This is a genomic window from Kordia zhangzhouensis, assembly GCF_001005305.1.
Lineage (GTDB): Bacteria > Bacteroidota > Bacteroidia > Flavobacteriales > Flavobacteriaceae > Kordia > Kordia zhangzhouensis.
On the sequence record NZ_LBMH01000024.1, the window covers coordinates 1 to 2,337 of the forward strand.

At 43.6% G+C, this 2,337-nt stretch carries 1 pseudogene; it reads left to right on the forward strand.

The features are described 5' to 3' along the window. Positions 1-2,337 (forward strand): annotated as a pseudogene (locus tag AA088_RS18575) (CUB protein); the annotation flags it as partial.

Genomic DNA, 2,337 nt, shown 5'->3' on the forward strand with positions numbered 1-2,337 from the left:
GACAATCTTTGTCAGAGCGACCAATGATACAACTGGATGTGAAAACACCATAACCTTTGACATTCGAGTAAACCCACTGCCAAGTCCAACGCTCAATCCAAACGGAACTCTCTCTGCAGATACCTGTGATGATGACAATGATGGATTTGTATCCACCGACTTAGATGCCTTGGTAAGCGATATCATCAACAATGAACCAGATGTCGTGTACAGTTTCCATGAAACACAAGCAGAAGCGCAAAACAATCTCAACCCAATTGCGAGTCCGTATACCAACATTGTGATGGATAGTCAAACCATCTATGTATTGGCTACCAATACCGTAACAGGATGTTTCACGGTGACACCATTGCAACTAACGGTAGTCCCAATCCCGATAATGCCAATTAACATCACTGATTTAGAAGAATGTGATGATGTCAACAACTTGGATGGTTTTGCCATGTTTGATCTTACCCAAACACAAATGGAGATCTATGGCAGTCAAACCCCAAGTGATTACACCTTAAGCTATCACGAGAATGAACAAGATGCGATTGCAGATGTATCTCCTATTGTAAATGTGACAGATTACATCAACGTCACAGCAAATCAACAAACCATATGGGTACGTTTAGAAGACAACAACACTAATTGTTATGCCATAGGAAGCTTTCAAATCATTGTAGTAGGTCCTCCAGTATTGGTACAACCTAGTGCGTTCTCTCTCTGTGATGATGCAGAAAGTGGAGATGAGAGTGATGAGATCAGTAGTTTTGATCTGACCGATCGATACCTAGAGATTACCGGAGGCGATACAAGTCTAACCTTGACTTATTACGCTTCACAGGCAGACTTAAATGCAAACACTCCAATAGCCGATCCAACCAACTATCAAAACAGTAGCAACCCACAAGTGCTTTACATAAGAGCAAGCAACAGTGCAGGATGTACTACCGATATCACAATGACTCTTCGTGTATTACCAATCCCAACACCCAATACGATGCCAACTCCGCTAGAGGCTTGTGATGATGACAGTGATGGAGATGCTACCAATGGGATGCTCATCTTTGATCTCACCCAAGCAGAGGCAGAAATTGTGGACAATGAAAGTGATGTAAGTGTAAGCTACCACATCAGCGCCGATGATGCAGCGATGAACATCAACCCAATAGCCGATCCAACCATGCATACGGTAGATATGGCAACAGCCAATGCCAACGGACAAGTGATCATCTATGTAAGAGTGCAAAGTGATGTACAAATTGATAGCAACATGGAACCATGCTACAAAGTAGTTGAACTTCCTGTGATTGTACACCCACTACCAGAGCTAACAGCTATTGCTTTCAACTATGTCTTCTGTGAATATGACAATGACAATGTAGGTCAATTTGATTGGGATGTAGTGACAGGATCACTCGATCTATTAACAGCACCACAGGATGTTTCGAACTTTACGGTGAGCTACCACCTAACGGTAGCCGATGCTCTTGCTGGAACAGGTGCGTTAGTAAATGGTTTTGAAAACACTAGTGACCCACAAACGGTCTTTATTCGTGTGGAGAACAATGCAACAGGTTGTGTCAATACCAATAACATAGCTAGTTTAGAACTCAGTGTAGAACCAATCCCTACGGCAACCGCACCAGCAGTATACGAACTATGTGCTGCAGATGCCTCTGATCAAGACACAGCCGTATTTGATTTAACAACATTGGATGCTGCTATTATAAACGGACAAACTGATATGGCAGTGTCGTATTATGAAACCGCCGCAGATGCTGCCCTAGATAGTAATGCGATAGCTAATGCGACAAGCTATAGCAATTTGAGTAATCCACAGACACTCTATGCTAGGGTGAGACAGACGATAACGGGCTGTCTATCGGATCCGGTATTGGTGAGTCTACAAGTGAATCCACTACCAGTATTTACCCTTCCGGCAGATGATATACTCTGTGTGGATGCAGACACAGGCTTGGCACAAGAGATTAGAACCATTGGGGTAGATTTTGGAGCAGGTTATAGCTATCAATGGACTACACCTAATGGAACTGCGACCACAGCAACAGTAGATGTGACCATGGCAGGAACCTATAGTGTAACGGTGACAGACAACAATCATCCTACGAATTGTAGTTACAGTGACAGTGTTACCTATGAGGCTTCCTCGGCGCCAAGTATTCTGAATATTCAGGTCACTACTCCAGCCTTTGCAGACACCCACAATGTGATAGCAACAGCTAGTGGTGGTTCAGGAGTGTATGAATACCAGTTAGATGATGGTCAGTGGCAAGAAACAGGAGAGTTCTTAGACCTGTCTGCAGGAGAACACACGGTGACAGTAAGAGA